Annotated in this window: 17 protein-coding genes; 6 read left to right on the top strand and 11 right to left on the bottom strand. The window is 38.5% G+C overall.

Annotation, left to right across the window (positions count from 1 at the left end):
- The 4 genes from thiF to CYO92_RS07500 are packed head-to-tail and all read left to right on the top strand — an operon-like array spanning nucleotide 1 to nucleotide 3,372.
- A complete protein-coding gene (thiF, locus tag CYO92_RS07515; protein ID WP_103588256.1) occupies nucleotides 1-852 on the top strand; it encodes a sulfur carrier protein ThiS adenylyltransferase ThiF in 852 nt (283 codons plus the stop codon).
- Entirely contained in the window at nucleotides 853-1,617 is a 765-nt protein-coding gene (locus tag CYO92_RS07510) for a thiazole synthase (RefSeq protein ID WP_103588214.1), read from the top strand.
- Entirely contained in the window at nucleotides 1,617-2,771 is a 1,155-nt protein-coding gene (thiH, locus tag CYO92_RS07505) for a 2-iminoacetate synthase ThiH (protein WP_103588213.1), read from the top strand. The genes CYO92_RS07510 and thiH overlap by 1 nt, the downstream gene beginning before the upstream one ends.
- Entirely contained in the window at nucleotides 2,758-3,372 is a 615-nt protein-coding gene (locus tag CYO92_RS07500; RefSeq protein ID WP_223315360.1) for a thiamine phosphate synthase, read from the top strand. Before thiH ends, CYO92_RS07500 begins: the two co-directional genes overlap by 14 nt.
- A 36-nt stretch (nucleotides 3,373-3,408) precedes the next feature.
- Here the strand turns inward: CYO92_RS07500 and CYO92_RS07495 are convergent, their stop codons facing one another.
- The 11 genes from CYO92_RS07495 to CYO92_RS07445 form a co-directional block, all read right to left on the bottom strand.
- On the bottom strand, nucleotides 3,409-3,978 hold the full coding sequence (locus CYO92_RS07495) for a nitrogen fixation protein NifR (protein WP_087578784.1): 570 nt from the start codon (nucleotides 3,976-3,978) through the stop codon (nucleotides 3,409-3,411).
- Entirely contained in the window at nucleotides 3,979-4,518 is a 540-nt protein-coding gene (gene mog / locus CYO92_RS07490; RefSeq protein ID WP_087578783.1) for a molybdopterin adenylyltransferase, read from the bottom strand.
- Between the two features lie 10 nt (nucleotides 4,519-4,528).
- Nucleotides 4,529-6,181, bottom strand: a complete 1,653-nt coding sequence (locus CYO92_RS07485; protein ID WP_103588255.1) for an ATP-dependent metallopeptidase FtsH/Yme1/Tma family protein — start codon at nucleotides 6,179-6,181, stop codon at nucleotides 4,529-4,531.
- A complete protein-coding gene (gene mtaB / locus CYO92_RS07480; protein ID WP_103588212.1) occupies nucleotides 6,168-7,406 on the bottom strand; it encodes a tRNA (N(6)-L-threonylcarbamoyladenosine(37)-C(2))-methylthiotransferase MtaB in 1,239 nt (412 codons plus the stop codon). The genes CYO92_RS07485 and mtaB overlap by 14 nt, the downstream gene beginning before the upstream one ends.
- Nucleotides 7,406-8,995 carry a mechanosensitive ion channel domain-containing protein gene (locus CYO92_RS07475; protein WP_103588211.1) on the bottom strand — a complete coding sequence of 530 codons (1,590 nt, stop codon included), beginning with the start codon at nucleotides 8,993-8,995 and terminating at the stop codon, nucleotides 7,406-7,408. Before CYO92_RS07475 ends, mtaB begins: the two co-directional genes overlap by 1 nt.
- Nucleotides 8,992-10,029 (bottom strand): 3-dehydroquinate synthase, encoded by a 1,038-nt coding sequence (aroB, locus tag CYO92_RS07470; RefSeq protein WP_103588210.1) that lies wholly within the window; start codon nucleotides 10,027-10,029, stop codon nucleotides 8,992-8,994. The genes CYO92_RS07475 and aroB overlap by 4 nt, the downstream gene beginning before the upstream one ends.
- A 2-nt stretch (nucleotides 10,030-10,031) precedes the next feature.
- Nucleotides 10,032-11,450 carry a COG3400 family protein gene (locus CYO92_RS07465; RefSeq protein ID WP_103588209.1) on the bottom strand — a complete coding sequence of 473 codons (1,419 nt, stop codon included), beginning with the start codon at nucleotides 11,448-11,450 and terminating at the stop codon, nucleotides 10,032-10,034.
- A 93-nt stretch (nucleotides 11,451-11,543) separates the two neighbouring features.
- The gene (locus CYO92_RS07460) at nucleotides 11,544-12,104 is read right to left on the bottom strand and encodes an ABC-type transport auxiliary lipoprotein family protein (protein WP_103560350.1); all 561 of its coding nucleotides are present in this window, start codon (nucleotides 12,102-12,104) and stop codon (nucleotides 11,544-11,546) included.
- Complete coding sequence (locus CYO92_RS07455) at nucleotides 12,101-13,033, bottom strand: MlaD family protein (RefSeq protein ID WP_103560349.1); 933 nt, start codon at nucleotides 13,031-13,033, stop codon at nucleotides 12,101-12,103. Before CYO92_RS07455 ends, CYO92_RS07460 begins: the two co-directional genes overlap by 4 nt.
- Nucleotides 13,034-13,774, bottom strand: a complete 741-nt coding sequence (locus CYO92_RS07450) for an ABC transporter ATP-binding protein (protein WP_103588208.1) — start codon at nucleotides 13,772-13,774, stop codon at nucleotides 13,034-13,036.
- Nucleotides 13,771-14,877 carry an MlaE family ABC transporter permease gene (locus CYO92_RS07445; RefSeq protein ID WP_103588207.1) on the bottom strand — a complete coding sequence of 369 codons (1,107 nt, stop codon included), beginning with the start codon at nucleotides 14,875-14,877 and terminating at the stop codon, nucleotides 13,771-13,773. Before CYO92_RS07445 ends, CYO92_RS07450 begins: the two co-directional genes overlap by 4 nt.
- Nucleotides 14,878-14,956: 79 nt before the next feature.
- Between CYO92_RS07445 and tgt the strand changes: the two genes are divergently transcribed.
- Together tgt and CYO92_RS07435 are read left to right on the top strand one after the other, a co-directional pair.
- Nucleotides 14,957-16,087, top strand: coding sequence for a tRNA guanosine(34) transglycosylase Tgt (tgt, locus tag CYO92_RS07440; RefSeq protein WP_103588206.1), 1,131 nt, complete (start codon nucleotides 14,957-14,959; stop codon nucleotides 16,085-16,087).
- Nucleotides 16,077-16,775, top strand: coding sequence for a CorA family divalent cation transporter (locus CYO92_RS07435; protein ID WP_103588205.1), 699 nt, complete (start codon nucleotides 16,077-16,079; stop codon nucleotides 16,773-16,775). The genes tgt and CYO92_RS07435 overlap by 11 nt, the downstream gene beginning before the upstream one ends.
- The last annotated feature ends 8 nt before the right edge of the window (nucleotides 16,776-16,783 follow it).

Raw genomic sequence — 16,783 nt, 5'->3', positions numbered from 1 at the left:
ATGATAGAGATTGTATTAAACGGCGCAAATTTTAAGGTGCCAGTAAAAAGCCTTAGCGAGCTAAAAGAGCTTGCGCTTGGCGATAAAGAGAGTGAAATTTATAAATTTTTAGAGAAATTTAACGCGACAAAGCCAGACATTTTTATCGTTGATGGCTTTGCCATAAAAGAAGATAGCAAGCTAAAAGATGGCTCAAACGTCGTATTTATAAGGCGTGGCGTGATGCCTGAGCGTGAAGTTTTACGCGCGATGATCGCCTCACGAAACAGCCCTGAACTAAATTTAGCCCTAAGTAAAGCGGTGATCGGCGTGGCTGGACTTGGCGGTCTTGGCTCAAATATCGCGCTAAGTCTTGCAAGAGTTGGCGTAAAAAAGTTAGTGCTTGCCGACTTTGACGTCGTTGAGCCAAGCAATCTAAACCGCCAGCAGTATTTTGTCCGCCACATCGGCTTGAAAAAGACGCAGGCGCTTAAAGAGCTGATAAATGACGTCAATCCCTTTGTTGAGGTCGAAACTCACGATATATTTTTAGATGAAAAAAACGTGGCTAGCGTCTTTTGCGAGTGCAAAATTTTATGCGAGGCCTTTGACAATGTCGCTGGAAAGGCAATGATACTAAATGAGGCAGGTGCCAGCCTAAAAGATAAAAAGATCATCGGCGCTTCTGGCATGGCAGGATACTTTAGCTCAAATCTTATAAAAACCATAAAATTTGCCAAAAATGTCTATCTTTGCGGCGACCTCACAAACGAGGCGAAGATCGGTCAAGGACTCATGGCGCCACGCGTTGCCATCTGCGCAAACCACGAAGCAAATTTAGCCATTAGACTGCTTATGGGCTTGGAGGGGTAAGTGCAAAGTGATAGCTTGATCCTTGGCGGCAAGGAGTTTCAAAGCCGCTTTATCCTTGGCTCTGGCAAGTACTCGCACGAGCTCATCGACTCAGCCATAAACGAGGCTGGAGCGCAGATCTTAACCCTTGCTCTTAGGCGCATAAACGAGAGCAAAGAGCGAAATATACTCGACTTTATCCCAAAAGGCGTGACGCTTTTGCCAAACACAAGTGGCGCTAGAAACGCCAAAGAGGCCGTTCGCATCGCCCAGCTCGCACGTGAGCTTGGGTGCGGGGAGCTTGTTAAGATAGAGATCATAACTGACTCTAAATTTCTCTTTCCAGACAACACTGAGACGATAAAAGCCTGCGAAGCCTTGGCAAATGACGGCTTTGTACCGATGCCATATATGTTCCCTGATCTAAATGCCGCAAGGGCGATGCTAAGTGCGGGAGCAAGTTGCATAATGCCTCTAGCTGCACCAATTGGCTCAAACCAAGGGCTAGTTTTTAAAGATATCATTGAAATTTTGATAAACGAGCTTGATACGCAGATCATCGTAGATGCTGGCATCGGTAGACCTTCACAAGCATGCGAAGCAATGGAGATGGGAGCGGCTGCAATAATGGCAAACACAGCTATCGCCTCATCTAAAAACATCCCACTCATGGCAAGAGCCTTTAAAGAGGCGATCATCGCTGGTCGCAACGCCTATCTAGCAGGCCTTGGTACAAAGAGCAAAAGCGCAAACGCCTCATCGCCACTCACTGGTTTTTTAGACTGATGAAATTTACAAGAACCGACCATATGCAGCTGCTACCTCACATGCAGGATGTTGGTAGTGAGATCATGGATGAAATTTTAAAAGAGCGCGCTAGCTACAAACCAGAAATTTACAGTGAGGCTGACGTAAAAGCAGCTCTTAATGCAAAGCACTGCTCGCTTGAAAATTTAAAGGCCTTACTCTCGCCTGCTGCAGCGCCATTTTTAGAGCAAATCGCCCAGCTAGCCCAAGCAAAGACAAGAGCAAATTTTGGCTCAAACATCACGCTTTTTACTCCGCTTTATATAGCAAACTACTGCGATAACCTCTGCATTTATTGCGGTTTTAACGCTAAAAATAAAATAAAAAGGGCAAAGCTAAGCGACGAGGAGATCACAAGGGAGCTAAGAGAAATTTCAAAGAGTGGCTTAGAAGAAATTTTGATCCTAACTGGTGAGAGCGAGACCAACTCAAGTGTCGCTTACATCGCAAATGCCTGCGCTTTGGCAAAGAAATTTTTTAAAGTCGTTGGGGTTGAAATTTACCCGCTAAATTCAGACGGCTACGCCCTTCTTCACAAAAGTGGCGTAGACTATGTGACCGTCTTTCAAGAGACCTATAACCCCACAAAATACGAAAAAATACACCTTGGTGGCAACAAAAGAATTTTCCCATACCGCATAAATGCGCAAGAGCGAGCGCTTCTTGGAGGCATGAGAGGGGTCGGCTTTGCGGCACTTCTTGGCATAGATGACTTTAGGCTTGACGCCTTTGCTACGGCACTGCACGCAAGCTTGGTTCAAAAAAAGTATCCACACGCTGAGATCGCATTTTCATGCCCAAGACTTCGTCCTATCATAAATAATGATCGCATAAATCCGCGTGATGTGGGCGAGCGCGAGCTTTTACAAGTGATCTGCGCTTATAGAATTTTCATGCCAACAGCTAGCATAACGATCTCAACCAGAGAAAAAGCGAAATTTCGCGATAATGCCGTAAAGATCGCCGCAAATAAGATAAGCGCTGGCGTGAAAGTAAGCATCGGCGCTCACGGCGAAGAGAAAAAAGGCGACGAGCAGTTTGAGATAAGTGATAGCAGAAGCGTGAACGAGATAAAAGCAATGATAAAAGCAAACGGCCTAGAGCCCTTGATGAGCGAGTATGTTTATGTTTAAAATTCTCTGCGTGGCCGACTTTGAAAACTACGAGGGTGATGACTTTTTAAAGAGGATCCAGCTGCTTTGTAAGGCTGGCGTGGATGAAATTTTACTTCGTGCAAAGGGGCTAAACGAGGCTGATTTTTATGATCTTGCTAGGGTTGTGGCTCAAATTTGTGAAAACTACCGCAAGAAATTTATCATCAATCAATTTTTTGACGTAGCTTGCAAGCTAAAAAACGACTTTTGGCTCACTTCGGCACAGCTTGACTTTTTTAAAAATCACGGCACTTTTTTAGATGAATTTAGAAAAAAAGCTAAAATTTACGCCCCAGCTCACGACCTAGAGCAGGCTAAAATTTCAGCCTCTATCGCTGACGTGCTGGTTGCTTCTCATATATTTGCCACTTCTTGCAAGGCGGGTTTAGAGCCAAAAGGGTTAAATTTTATAAGCGAGCTAAAAAGCTTTGATAAAGAAATTTACGTACTTGGTGGACTGGACAACCAAAACTACAAAGAGACTATAAAAGCTGGCGCAAACGGCATTTGCTTCATGAGTTTAGCAATGAACGGCGATATGGAGCTTATAAAAAAGATAGTAGAGAGCAAAAACGGCTAAATTTAGTATAAATTACATAAAATAATACGTAAAATTTTACTCATTTTTGCTAGCGATATATGTTTTTATATCAAATATAAGTAGCGTCACAAGCGATGGTAGCATATAGGAGTTTAGCACTAAAAGCAGCGACTTTGTCAAATTTGACTTTATTAAAGTCTCTATGCCAAGGCTGCTGTTGTAGTTAAAAAAATATAGCAAGGCAAACTCGCCAACAAGAACTATACGAGAGATCTTTAGCAAGATGTCATTTCCTAGTCTTGCAAATTTATCATCGACCACAAGCGACAAAGTGATCCAGCCAAGCAGCCAAATTGAGCAGGCTAAAGCATAAACAGTAATGCTTTCATCAAATTTTTCAAGTAGTAAAAATACCAAAGGTTGCAAAAATACAAGGCTAGCGATAAACCAAAGAAGTGAGCTAAAGGCTAGCAGGAAAACACAGCCAAAGATAGAAATGGCAGAGATAAAGCCAAAAACCTCTAACCCAAGATAGTAGGCCAGCGCATAGGATAAAAAAGAAAAAACAAGCCAAATTTTAATAACAAGTCGCCACCTATTTGCAAAGGCAGTGGCTTTTAAATTTAGGCTATCTGTCAAACTCATTTACGAGATTTTCTTTTGTTTTGGGCGGAAAACTTTCATCACGTTTTCATCAGTCTCGATAAATGCACCCTCTATAAGATCAATACAGTATGGCACCGCTGGAAAAACTGGCTCCAAGCACTCTTTTATCGCCTTTGGCTGACCTGGTAAATTTATGATTAGCGCATGACCTCTGATACCTGCTGTTTGGCGTGAAAGGATCGCTGTTGGTACGTATTTTAAACTAGTCGCTCTCATTAGCTCGCCAAAGCCTGGCATCATTTTCTCACAAACTGCCTCTGTTGCCTCTGGTGTCACATCTCTAAGAGCTGGCCCAGTGCCTCCAGTCGTTAGCACAAGATCGCAATCAAGCACATCTATCATGTATATGAGCCTTTCTTTTATTAACTCAAACTCATCTGGTATAACTTCGCAAAAATACTCTTTTTCGCTCACTATCCAGCTATCAAGCACTTCACGTATGGCTGGGCCGGACTTATCTTCGTAAATGCCACCACTTGCACGATCTGATAATGTTAAAATTCCTATCTTTGCTTTCATCTTTTACCTTTTAATAGTTTTCATTTAAAATTTTCGCCAGCGTCTCTTTATCTACGCTCTCATATGCTAGCAGATATGAGCTTATCTTTGCGATTTGCTCATTTGTGCCTTTTAAAAAGGACATAATCTCCTCTTTTGCTTGCTTTAAAATTTCTTCTACATCGTTTGGATTTGGCACAAAAGAGCTTCCCATGCCATATTCATAAACCATCTTTGAAGCGATCTCTTTGGCTAAATTTAGATCACTACTTGAGTTTGAAAAGATGTCATTTTCATCTATCTCAAGCTTACACATACCAGCTATAAGTACCTTGATACGAGATATCATCTGTGACTTTGACTCGATCTCTTGCTCTGTAGCCATGAATCTATCTTCTATAAGAGAAATTTTTTCAAATTTTACATCAAACCAATAAGCACTTAGTGCCTTTGCTCCTTGATAGATGGCTTGAATTTTCTTTTCGTTTTCGCTATAGCTTAGCACCTTTTTCTTGCCGAGCAAGACCTTATTTAAAACAGCCTCAAAGTCCCTCATTTTAAGCACGCTCTCGCCGTTCCTTAAGGCATTTATCGCAGCTTCATTTACAAGCGTACTAAGTGCCGCACCTGAAAAGCCAACACTCATTTTAGCGATATCCTCAGCCGCTACTTCGCAGTTTTTATCTTTTAGATATGTGTTTAAGATCGCCACTCTGTCGTTAAAATCAGGCATAGAAAGAAAAATTCTCCTATCAAAACGCCCTGATCTAAGTAGCGCCTCATCGATCATTTCGATCCTATTTGTGGCAGCTATTACTATGACACCAGAGTTATCTTCAAAGCCATCCATCTCGGTTAGTAGCTGATTTAGCGTGGCTTCTCGCTCGTCGTTTCTAGTACCGCCCCTGCTCTTTCCAACAGCGTCTATCTCATCAATAAAGATAATAGACGGAGCATAGGACTTGGCTCTACTAAAAAGTTCTCGCACTCTTTTTGCACCCATACCAACATAAATTTGAACAAAGCTTGCACCGTTTTGATAAAAAAATGGCACATTTGCCTCACCAGCAACTGCCTTTGCTACAAGCGTCTTACCAACGCCTGGAGGGCCGATCATTAGTACGCCTTTTGGCATTTTGATACCAAAATTTCTATATTTTTGTGGATTTTTAAGAAAATCAACTATCTCACTAAGCTCGCTTTTGACCTCACTAATGCCTGCCACATCGCTAAATCTCACATTTGAGATGACTGGCATCGTGTTTTGATTTAGCACGCTTTCTATCTCAAATGCGCCATCTTTTTTGCTAAGCAAGCTCTCCTCTTTTTTTCTGATACTTCTAAAGATATAAGCGTACCAAAGCACGAAGCAGACAAAGATGATAAATCCCCAGATCATGCCAGGAGTGATATATTGCTTAGTCTTTTCAACAGGCACCTTTTTTATAAGCTCTTTTAGATCGATGCCCTCTTTTATGATTGAAAAACGATTGTTTTGTGCATAAAGTACGACTTCATCGTCATCTATTACAGCGCGGTCTATAAAATTTCCATCCATTAGCTGCATATATTGCGAATATGTGATATTTCGTGGCTCTTTGCTAACGGCAAATAGCAGCACGCTGATTAATGCGATAGCTGCGATTATTAGGATATTTTTCTTATTAAATTTAAATTTTTGCATAATTGGCATCTGGCTTAACTTCATATTCGCTTACCTCCACCCACTCTTTTGTTATATCTTTTTGGCTTAAAATTTTAGCTTTGTTGTAAAATTGATCAAAGCCCTCGTAAAACTCACCATTTTTTTGCTCGACTAAAATTTTCAAAGCTCCGTTATGCTTTTTTCTAAAATTTTCATTATTTTGCAAAGCTATGCTTTGTAAAATTTTTAGCCTACTTTTTGCCACATCACCGCTAACATCGCTTTTTAGCGTAGCTGAGTGCGTATCACGCCTTGGTGAATAGACAAAAGCATGCAGATGTGTGATAGGAAATTTCTTAAAATTTTCCACAGCCTCTGCCCAAATTTCCTCACTCTCACCAGGATGACCCACGATGTAGTCCGTGCCAAGGGCAAAGCCAAGTGAGCTAAGCTCATTAAAAAGCTCCAAATCGCTAAATGCGTTATTTCGTCTTCGCATGATCTTTAGCATCGCCTGACTCGTGTGCTGAAGTGCGATGTGCAAATGACGCTCCAGCCACTCTTCTTTTAAAATTTCTCTAAAGCTCTCATCTATCTGGCTTGGCTCGATACTTCCAAGCCGAATGCGTCTAATGCCAGAAATTTTACCCAAGTTTGCCAAAAGCTTGCCAAGAGAGCTATTTGTATCTTTGCCGTAACTGCCTATATTTGTGCCGGTTAAGACAAGCTCATTATAGCCGTTTTGGGCTAAAATTCTTGCCTCTTTTAATATCATGGCCTCATCCATGCTTCTAGCCTTACCACGAACTGAAGGGATGATGCAGTAGCTGCAGCTAAAGTTGCAGCCTTCTTGAATTTTTATAAAAGCCTTAGTGTGATTTTCGTAATTTGTAACTATATTTTTATCGACTGAGTTTAAATTTCCAAGCTCAAAAAATGGCTTTTCTTGCTTTAAAAGCTCATTTAGATCGCTCTTTTTACTAGCTCCAAGCACACCAAATATACCGCTATTAAATAGCTCTTTGCCCTTACTAACTGCTCCACACCCGGTCAGCACTACCTTTGCCCCGCGCCTTTTTACGCCGTTTATGTAGTTTCTGACACCGCTATCAGCAGAATTTGTAACAGTGCACGAGTTTATGACCACGATATCAGCGCTCTCTTCATCATTTGTGATCTCGTAGTCCTTGATGTAGCTTTTTAAAAGCTCAGTATCATAGATATTTGTGCGACACCCAAATGTTTTAAAAAATATTTTTTGCATTAAGAATTTTCACTCTCTTGCTCGCTGTGAGCGGTGTGATCGCTTGGATTTTCTTTTTTGCCTATAAACATAGTTTGTGTTGGATAAGCGATCTTTATATCATCTTGAGCTAAAAATGCTTCTATAATCTCAGCGCTAATAGTGCTTCTAAGAGCCAAAGTCGCATAAGAATTTGCCATATACCAGCATGAGACATTTATACCATAAGGCTCAAAAAATGTATAAATTCTTGGCTCGACATTTGGATTTTTGATGCTGTATTGGCTTCTTAGTTTATTCATCTGGCGTTTTGCGATATCAGTGTAGCCTTTTGAGTATTTTTTAACGACATTTCTTGCTAGATAGACAGCCTTTTTATGGTTACTATCAAAGCTTATCATGATATCTATACCGTCCCAAACGGTCTTCATACCATAATGAGCATAGTTTGCGATGAGATCGGTAAAGATATAGTTATTTGGCACAAAGATAATTCTACCTGCACGGCGATTCGTCTTATAAGTCGAGTAGCTAACATCCTCAAAAACGGTCAGCCTAAGTAAAGAGATATCGATCACATCGCCTACAAATTCACTGCCATCATGAAGTACTCTGATCCTATCGCCCACATGTATAGAGCCGCCAAACATGATCACCATCCAGCCAAGCATACTCATAAACATATCTTTCATCGCAATGGCGATACCAGCTGAAGCAAAACCTAGCACGGTTACTAGATATGTGACGTTTTCGATATACGAAAAGAGTAAGATTATGATGATAACGGTGATATTTAAAACGTTTAAAAATTTATTGACTGTGTAAAATCTCTCATTGTCAGTAATCGTTCTTTTAACGATAAATTTAGCGATAAATGTTAGTCCGATCGTCAAAAGGATGATGATAGCTGTATAGCCCATACTTAAAAACTGAGCTTTTATATCAGAGGTGGTTAAATTTATAGCCTCATCAGCTCTTTTTTCATAGACATTATAAGTTGTATCAGCGATCTGTTTTGCCGCTTTAAAGTCGCCTATTTCTTGTTTTACCAAGTTTAGGCTTTCCCTATTTTGCTCATTTTCTTCAATCAAATTTAGTCTATTTAGTAAATTTTCTTTTGTTTCAAGCTTTTCCAAAAGCGTATCAAGCTCTTTTATATGCCTTTGATACTCGATCTTATCGCTCTTTATCTTTTTGATATACGAAAAGCCAGATATAAGTGCAACAGGACTTGTTATCCTTGGTGGAGTATCCATTTCAGGAGCTGCTAGCATATTTGAAAATGGCGTTTTTTCATACTCTTTTAGTAAATTTATCTGCTCTTTTAGAGTTTGGATTCTCTTTATGATATCGCTGCCTCTTCTTGAGCTTTTGTCCAGTTTCCTTAGTTCATTTTCATTTTTTTCAAGCTCATCAATAAGCCTTTGATAAGTGTTATAGTTAGCATACCTTGTGATCCAGATATTGTTTTTTAGGGAGTTATCTAGATTTGAAATATCTTTTATAAGCTCGTTATTTTGTAAATTTTGCGAGCCATTTTGCTCAAGCGTAACGTTTTCTTCGGCATAAAGGGCAAAGCAAAAAAGTAGTAAAGCTATGATCTTTTTCATTTAAATTCTCTTAAAATTTTTAAAACGTCTTCTTTTTTGACGTCATTTTTTATGATTGCACTGCCGATTTTATCTGCAATGATGAAATTTATCTTATCATCTTTTGTCTTTTTATCCATAAAAAATGCCTCGTAAAATGCATATTCATTTTCTATTTTGTAGTTTACTGGAAGGCCAAATTTCATTAAAACCTGTTTGATATCCTCTGCCTGCGCCTCGCTCATGAGCCCTAGTCTTACGCTTAAACGATTTGCCATATTCATGCCTATTGCCACCGCTTCGCCGTGTAAAAATTCTTTGTAATTTGTCTCATTTTCTATGACATGAGCAAAGGTATGACCGTAGTTTAGAATGGCCCTTAAGCCTTTTTCTTTCTCATCTTGCTCAACCACTTTTGCTTTTAAAATTACCGACTTTTCAACCAGTCTAGCTAAATTTTCATCATTTAAATTTATGCTTTTTAACCAATCAAACATCTCTTTATCAAATGTCACGGCCATCTTTAAAGCTTCAGCAATACCCGCTGCAAATTCTCTCTTTGGCAGTGTCTTTAAGAAATTTATCTCGCAAAAAACTGCCTTTGGCTGATAAAATGAGCCTATTAAATTTTTGCCAAATTTGTTATTTACACCCGTTTTTCCGCCAACACTCGCATCGACTTGCGATAGAAGCGTAGTTGGGATATTTATAAAATTTATCCCTCTTTCATAGATGCTCGCCGCAAAGCCAGTCATATCGCTTATGACGCCACCACCAAAGGCGATTAGCGTAGATGAGCGATCAAATTTACTCACAAAAAGCTGCTCCAAAATTTGCTCTAACGTCTTTAAATTTTTATACTCTTCGCCGTCAGGCACACTTATGATAAATTTCTCATCACACTTCAAAATACTAAGTAGCTTTTCAAGATGAAGCCCCGCTACTTTAGCGTTTGTAACTATGCCAACCTTGCCTTTTAGTTCTAGTCTTTCAAGCTCGTTTATATAAATTTTATAACCTGATGCTTTTTCTTTAAGATTTAAATTTATCTGCATTTTTACTCACTTACTGGCACAAAAAGCTGCGCATTTTGGCTTAGTTTTTTATAAAGCCTATTTAAATTTGTAGATAAAAAGGCAAATGCCCCACCATTTGCCACGCTTTTAGTAAACATTACAAAATGAAGCAAATCTTTTGTATTTTTTAGTTTTACAAGTGGATTTTTTAGATTGTGATTTTCTATCTTTATGCGTTTAGAAAATAGCGCACTAATGCTCTCAAAATGCTCTCTTAACGCTTCATCATCGCTGTGTTTATTGTCAAAATAGTAAAATTTCATCTCCAAATCAAGCTGTGCACAGCAGTCTGTTATCACAGCTGATTGATTCTCCACTTCTTGACTTTGATCACCTAGTATAACGCCCTCTTTTATATTTGAGAGCAAAATTTTACCCGTTTTTAGCACTGGAAGTTTTAGCTCATAAAATAGCTTTTTAAATTTAAAAAAATACTTATCATCACTTAAGATTAGGCCGATATCGTGCTTTAACACATCATGTTTTATAGATTTGTTATCACTATTAAAATAATCCATCAAAACAATGATATTTTTCTCTTTTATCGCTTTTAAAGTATCTAAATTTTCACCTAAAGTTGGATTTATCACTCTAAAAAAAAGGCGTTTATTATTTAGCTTTGAATGCAAATACAAGCTATCCTTTATGAGCTTGCTAACACGTTCTTTATCCATTGAGATCATGTCGATCAGCACATAGATATTGCTACCAAATGGACTTGGAAACTGTCCACTTTCACGCTTGATCGAGCGGTAAACATTTTGAAGCACATTTGGATCACCAACTATTAGCAGTATATCGCTTGGCTGTATCATTACATTTGGCTTTGGCAAGATGATCTCGCTGCCTCGATATATGAGAGCTATTCGCCATTTCTTTTGAGCCACTGAGCTAATGTGACGATACATATAAGAGCTACCTATTGGCACCTTAACTTCCATGATCTCGCCCTCACTAAGCCCGATATTATCAGCTAAAACTGGTAGATCTGGTAAATAGTCCATAAGCCTTGATGCTGCAATATCTCTGATATCAACCACGCTTAAGTGTTTATCGATTGCAAATATTTCTTTGCATTTTTCATCAAGCTCCCATGAACTCATAAAAACAGTCTCGGTCTTTGTGCTGATCTGTCTTAAATTTTCATAAACAGCAACCGCCTCATTTTTATCATCACAAACTATACAAAACTGACTAAAATAGCCATCGCTCACGCTTTTTAGCTTTGAGAGGCTAGTTGGGTCAAACTGGTAAAATGTAAAATTTTCATAATTTGATTTTTGACTGTAATCCTCACTTGAAACAACGATATAGTGATGTAAATTTGATTTTGTTTCAAGTAGTCTGTTTAAAAAATTTCTTGCGAAAGTTCCATCTGCGATTATTAAAATTTTCTTCATCAATTCTCCATATTTTAAAGCTCACATTATAACAAAAGGTCTTTAAAATAAGCTATTTTGGCTATAAATTTAAAAATTTACAGCCAAGAAAATTTAAGAGATTATTTCAGAGATAAGTGTGTCGATTGCTAAATTTGTAGCCTTATTTATCGTATCAAAAATAGTACTTGAGCTTGGATCTGGGCAGAAAATTTCTTTTGTGATCATGCCTGATTTTAGCGAAGTATTTGTATTAAATAACTCATAAGCTAGCGAAACTTCGGCCTTGTCACCTCTTATTTGAAGAGAGATAATGCTTACTTTTAGTCTAAGATCTTTTGCATTTGGTGAAAATATCGGCTTAGCAGCACAGTTTGAATAAAGCCCTTTTACAAGCGATTTATAAACCATTTCACTTGGCTCAGAGACAAATTTAGCATCACTTAGGTATCTGATTTTGTTATTTTCAGCCACAATCAAAATTTTTCTAGTATCAACCATATCAAGAGCACTCACATTTTCGATAAATACATTTTTTAGCTCTTTTTGCTTATTTTCAGCCGAGCATTCTTTGTTTGAGTAGTGAATTTCATACATAGTTGCCACTGGCACGTCGGTCTTTAGCGAGCAGCCAAAAAATAAAAACGCAGCTGCTAGAAAGATTAAATTTCTCATTTTTTATCTCCTTTGTCATTTGGCACCGGATTTGTGAAGAAAAACTCGTAAGGATTATCTTCAAGCCTTTGAAGTGCGCCTCTAAATTCACGAAGTGTCTTGTCAAATCCATTTAAAAAATCACTCGCTTCTCTTAATAACGGCCCAACCGTATTTCTAAGGTCGTATTCACCATCTTTAGCCTTTTTGGCGATGAGCTCTTGCAGCGAATTATATCCGGTGATAGCCGAATTTGCCGATACAAAAACTTGGTTTGCATTTGAAATTAGAGTGTTTAAATTTTTAACCAGTTCTTTTGTATCGGTTTTGTTTAAAGTATCTGTAAAATTTTTTACATTTTTAACGATACTATCAACCTCGCTTAATCCATCTTCGTCTGTTAAAACTTGTGTAAATTTATCGATATTTTTAAGGACTGACTCTACGTGAGCGATATTTTCAGGCGAGAAAAAGTTATCGACTTTATCAAGTGTTTGATTTATCTTTAAAGTAATGTTTTCAGCGTTGTTTCCAAGCTTTGAAAAGAGGCTCTCTTCAAGCTGTAAGATAGGCTTTTGGCCTGATGCAAAGTCTTTTGTGCCACGGCTTATATTTATACTAGCCACACCGCTGATAGTCTGAACTTCTATACTTGCCACGCTATCGGCCTTTATCGGCAGATCTTCTCTAATTTTCATTGTGATGTTTATAAGAGCATTTTTATCATCGACAAAATTTATATCGCTAACGCTTCCAGCTGGCACGCCGATAAATTTAACCGTAGAATCAACCTTCAATCCGCTTGGCAGCTCGCTCGTGTGGATGTAATACTCTTTAAAATCAACCTTTGTGTTATTTTTGCTAGTCATCCACCAGATAAATATGGCAAACGCTGTAAGGCAGGCTATGAAAAACATGCCAACAATGGTATAAGAATTTCTATTTTCCATCTACTTTTTCCTCATTTTAAATAGCTCTTCAAGCGGGTTGTTTTCAAGATGCTCAAGCTCTTTTATATCTCCCTCAAAGGCTATCTTTTTGTTATCTATTATCAAAAATCTATCCAAAATATCAAAAATGCTATCCGCATCATGCGTCACCATGACGACGGTCACGCCGATGCTATCACGAAGCTCTTTTATGAGCGCGTCCATCTGCCGCGAGCTAACAGGATCAAGACCGCTGTTTGGCTCATCTAAAAATAGCACCCTAGGACTTAGCACCAAGGCTCTTGCGAGTGCAGCACGCTTCTTCATACCGCCACTTAGCTCGCTTGGATAGAGCATTGATACCTCTTTTTTTAGCCCCACTTTTTGTATCCAAAACATCGCTATCTCATCGATCTGTCGCTTGTTAAATTTAGAGTACTCATGAAGCAAAACACCCACATTATCAAGGATCGTCATCGAGCTATAAAGTGCGCCAAATTGAAACATCGTTCCACTTTTTAGCTTAATCTCTTGCTGCTCTTCAGAGCCGCTTTTCCACATATTGACGCCATCAAAAAATATATCGCCCTCGCTTGGCTTTTTTAGATATATCATCGTCTTCATAAGAGTCGTTTTACCAGCGCCACTGCCACCTAAAAAGCCATAAATTTCTGCCTCTTTAACGCTCCAGCTCACATTATCGTGCATTATTTTATCGCCATAACTTGTCGTTATGTTTTTTCCAACTATTATTTCATTCATATCTTTAGCCACATAAAAATTATCGCGAAAAATGCATCAAGCGCAATGACCCAAAATATCGCATTTACGACGCTAACTGTTGTCATTGCTCCAAGGCTTTGGGCGTTTTGACTAACACCAAATCCCCTCATGCAGCCAATGATCGCTATCACCGCACCAAAAAATGGAGCCTTTATCATACCAACAGCAAAGTGCCTAAGCTCGACCATCTCGCGAAATCTATTTAGATAGTCACTAAAGCTGATATCAAGTATCGTTTGGCAAATGATCATCTGTCCTAAGATACTTATCGCGTCAGCTATAAAGATAATAACAGGCACGCAAAGTACCATCGCGATGATGCGCGGCAAGACCAAGAAGTTAAATGGCTCGAAGCCCATCGTCTTCATCGCATCTATCTCTTCAGTTAGCTTCATAGCGCCAATTTGAGCAGTAAAACTAGAGGCCGACCTACCTGCGATAACGATAGCAGCGATGAGCGGGGCCACCTCTCTAAGCGTTAGCATACCCATGATCTCAACTATAAATATACTAGCACCAAAGCTTGCAAGCATCGCACTACCAAGATAGGCAAGCACAACGCCTATCAAAAAAGCAGTGAGGGATACGATAAAAACGGCATTTACGCCGCCATCTTTTATGTAGTTACTAAATTCCCTAAATCTAAGACTGGCTGGATTAAATAAAATTTTTACGCTTTTTATCAAAAATTCGCCCAAGAACGTGCCAAACTCAGCTAAATTCACAAAACCTTCACAAATTTTTTCACCGAGTCGTGAGAAGAAATTTAGACTATTGTGCGGCGGCATGTAGTTAAAATCAATCTTTTCATCATTTAAAAGATCGCCCATCGCCTTTATCTTCTCATCATTTGTGATGATCTCAAATTTCTTACCATTTAGTGCATTTCTTAAAAGTATCAAAACAGCGTAATCAATACTTTTTAGCTCACTAAAGTCAAATTTAACATTGCCGCTAAGTTTTTGGATTTTTTTAAAAATGCTTTGTAAATTTTTTGCGTCTTTATAGCTAAACTTACCTATAAATTTTATAGTCTGAGCGCCATTTGCCACTACAAAAATGACATCATTTTTATTTTGCAAAAAGTTCCTTTGCCTTAAAATTTCTGGATTATATTATAAATTTTGTTAAAATAAAAAATCAAAAATTTTAAGGATTTAGATGAAATTTGAAGTTATAAAAAAAGATGGAAATGCAAGACGTGGTATCCTAAAGACAGCCCACAGCGTGATACAAACGCCAGTTTTCATGCCAGTTGGCACGGTTGGCGCGGTTAAAAGCTTAGACGCCTTTGATATGAGTGAAATTTTAGACGCAAAGATAATCTTAGCAAACACTTACCACATGTATCTGCGCCCTGGTAGCAAGGTCGTGCGTGAGTTTGGCGGACTTCATGGATTTTCTAAATTTAAGTGCTCGTTTTTAACTGATAGCGGCGGATTTCAGGCATTCTCGCTTAGATCAAATACCAAAAACGACGATGGAGGGATAAAATTTAAAAGCCATATCGACGGCAGTACGCACTATTTCACACCAAGATCCGTCCTTGACACGCAGTATGACCTAGGCAGCGACATCATGATGATACTTGATGATCTAGTCGCCTTGCCTGCTGAGCCAAAAAGGATCGATCTAAGCATAAAGCGAACGATAAAATGGGCAAAAGAGGCGATCGATTATCATAAATTTATGCAAAGCAAGGGCGTTGGCTTACAGCAAAATATCTTTGGTATCGTTCAAGGAGGCACTGATTATGAGGCACGTAAATTTTGCGCCGAAGCTTTAAATGAGCTACCATTTGATGGCCTTGCGATAGGAGGGCTAAGCGTTGGCGAGAGCAACGAGGCGATGTATGATACTGTTGAGGCGGTTATGCCATTTATGGATGAGCTAAGGCCGCGTTATCTAATGGGCGTTGGCACACCTGAAGATCTCGTGGAAAACGTAGAGCGAGGCGTTGATATGTTTGACTGCGTCATGCCAACAAGAAACGCAAGAAACGGCACGCTCTTTACTAGCTTTGGCAAGATAAATATAAAATCAGCCAAATTTATAAACGACCACGCGCCAATCGACCCACAGTGTCAGTGCTACACCTGCAAGCGCTACTCAAGAGGCTATCTAAACCACCTTTTTAAGGCTAGAGAGCTAACGTTTTTTAGGCTAGCAAGCCTTCACAACCTGCATTACTATCTAAATTTGATGAAAGAGATGAGAGAGGCGATAGAAAGAGGCGAATTTACCAAATTTAAGAAAAATTTTTATGCTAAAAGGGTAAAAAATGAGCTATAAAAGTTCAGTTTGTGGATATTTTTATGGCGATGAATACGACTATATTTTACTTGTTTCTTTCACACAAAAACAAAGCTATAAATTTTTATTTAAAAATGGCAAGATTTATAAAGAAGATCTTGATCACGAATGCGATAAAAACGAGTTTGAAGCGGCCCTTAAAAAACTATGTAATGAATATGCAAACAAAATTTTAGAACATCAAGAAGAACTAAACGAGTATGAAAAAATTTATGCTAGTCGAAAAAACTTTAATCAATTTATCAAAAGACACCACTTTTTAAAATACGAGATTAGAAAATTTCAAAACAAGATATCTCACTTTTATGAGACACTTTCGATTTGTCAAAGTGAGCAACAAAATTTAAAAAAAGAGCTTAAAAATAGTACTCATGAGGCAAATGTTTTTAGAACAATGGCCAATGAATATGCATGCAGAATCGATGATATTTATACATTTATACAAAGTATAAAAAACGACAAAATCAATCAAAATATTTATATTTTGACAATGATATCAGCTGTAATGCTGCCATTAAATCTTATAACTGGCTTTTTTGGTATGAATACACAAGGCTTACCATTTAATGAAACTAAAAATGCTACTATGATAGTTGTATCAATAATGCTTGGAGTAATTCTTTGTTGTGTTATTTTTTTATTTTGGTATACAAATAAGAAGAAGTAGAAAATAAA

This window comes from Campylobacter concisus, assembly GCF_002913715.1.
In the GTDB taxonomy this organism is placed as follows: domain Bacteria; phylum Campylobacterota; class Campylobacteria; order Campylobacterales; family Campylobacteraceae; genus Campylobacter_A; species Campylobacter_A concisus_AG.
Note: the sequence above shows the minus strand (reverse complement) of the source record. Positions and strands in the feature narration are given on the sequence as shown.